This is a genomic window from Magnetococcales bacterium, from assembly GCA_015228935.1.
In the GTDB taxonomy this organism is placed as follows: Bacteria; Pseudomonadota; Magnetococcia; order Magnetococcales; family DC0425bin3; genus HA3dbin3.
Map to the genome: position 1 here is coordinate 860 of JADGCO010000168.1, position 1,803 is coordinate 2,662.

The 1,803-nt window shown below is 59.2% G+C and carries 2 protein-coding genes and 1 pseudogene (1 of these 3 running past the window's edge); all 3 read left to right on the top strand.

Annotated features, from left to right (window positions below; genetic code table 11):
- A pseudogene (locus tag HQL65_20155) lies at nt 1-755 on the top strand (sigma-54-dependent Fis family transcriptional regulator) (it extends 685 nt beyond the left edge of the window).
- Between the two features lie 38 nt (nt 756-793).
- Nucleotides 794-1,459 carry a sel1 repeat family protein gene (locus HQL65_20160; protein ID MBF0138550.1) on the top strand — a complete coding sequence of 222 codons (666 nt, stop codon included), beginning with the start codon at nt 794-796 and terminating at the stop codon, nt 1,457-1,459.
- 155 nt (nt 1,460-1,614) lie between these two features.
- Nucleotides 1,615-1,803 (top strand): c-type cytochrome (locus tag HQL65_20165; GenBank protein MBF0138551.1); only part of this gene is annotated, 189 nt, incomplete at its 3' end.

Consider the following 1,803-nt stretch of genomic DNA (forward strand, 5'->3'; position numbering starts at 1 on the left):
AAGGTCTGTTTGCCGAAGCCCACCAGGGCACTCTGTTTCTGGACGAAATCGGGGAACTTCCCCTCCATCTGCAAGTCAAACTCCTGCATGCCCTGGAAGAGAAGAAAATCCGCCCGGTCGGCAGCGAACAATTCCGCCATGTCGATGTCCGCATCGTCGCCGCTACCAACAAAAACCTGGAAGAGATGGTCGCCAAAGGAACCTTTCGTGAAGATTTGTTCTTTCGCCTGAACGTGTTCAACATTTACATTACCCCCCTGCGCTCCCGTCCCGAGGATATTCCGCTCCTGACCCGGTTTTTCCTGCAAAAAAATCGGGCCGGCAAAAATCGTCCGGGGAGCGAATTTTCGCTGGAGCCGGAAGCGGAACAGGCCTTGAAGCTGTACGCCTGGCCGGGTAACATCCGGGAACTGGAAAATGTGATCGAACGGGCGCTGATCCTGGCGGAAGATGGCCAGATCCGGGTGGATGACCTGCCGGGCCACATTGCCAGGCTGGCCGGCGGTGGCGCGGAAAATGAGGATCTCCCGGGCAGTGCGGGCGAAAAGTTGCGCGACCGGGTCCGCGCCTTCGAAGCCCAGGTGATTCTGGAAACCATCGAGAAAAACCAGGGGGACCGGCGACAGGCTGCCAAAATCTTGGGAATTGGCCTCTCCAGCCTGTATCGCAAGCTGGAACAGGCCGACCTGCCGGATATTTTTCACAACGACGCCACCCCGGAGTCGGGTTTTGGTCGGCAGGTCCAAACCGAATGAACATGAATGACAACATGACATCCATGGGACAGAGGCAAATGAACGACAAAAAATGGTGGCTTCCATGGGGCAGTGCCTTGTGTATCGGCTGTGCCCTTGTTCTGGGATCTTCCGCAGCCTACACCGCCGGTCCCGAAGATACCTACAAGGAGGCCATGGCATCCTACAAGAATGACGATTGGGTCGCCGCCGTCAATCTTCTGCGGAAAACCGCCGAGGCCAACTACGTTCCGGGTATGTTCATGCTGGCCTACCTCCTCGATCAGGCCGAGGAAAACAAGGAAGCCCTCACCTGGTACAAAAAAGCCGCCGACATGAAATCAGCGGAAGCAGCCCTGGGCCTGGGTAAAATGCTGCGCAATCCCGAAGAGGTGGAAAAACCGGACCCGGCCGCTGCCGCCAAATGGATCCAGAACTCTGCCGAGTGGGGATATCCACAAGGCATGCTGGTGTGGTCGCGTCTTCTTTCCAACGGCGAGCTGGGGGTGCCCAAGGATCAGGCCAAGGCCGTCGAATGGCTGAACAAGGCCGCCGAACAGGGCTATACACCTGCCATGTCGGAACTGTCCCTGGCCTATCGTGACGGCAAACTGGGCCTGACCGCCGACCCGAAACAGGCCGCCGCCTGGAATACCCGCATGAAGGAAACCGCCGCCAAACAGGAAAGCGAAGCCAAGGCGGCAGCAGAGAAAAACAAGCCGTGATGGCGTGGATCAACCCGCGCCCGCCAGCAGGAAGGTGCAGCCGGGACGGCAGCGGGAAACCCCCGTCCGCGCCGGTGGAAAATACCCCTTTCCCATGGAGAGGGTGGATCGTTCGGTTTTGTCTGTTCCTGGCGGGCGTGGGGGGGACGGTTTTCATGGCACAATCCGTCCTGGCCGGTGACCCCTTCCGGGGCGCGACGCTCTATACCCGTCACTGCCAGGAGTGCCATGGCGTCAAAGGGAAAAGCCCCCTGCCGGGTGTCCCGGAGTTTACCTGGTGGGGTGGTTCGGAAAACGGCCTGAACCGGTCGGATCGCCAACTCCTGGATCGTATTCGCGGTGGA

Coding starts and splice junctions, on each gene's coding strand:
- HQL65_20160 (MBF0138550.1), top strand. CDS start 794: ATGAACGACAAAAAATGGTGGCTTCCATGGGGCAGTGCCTTGTGTATC.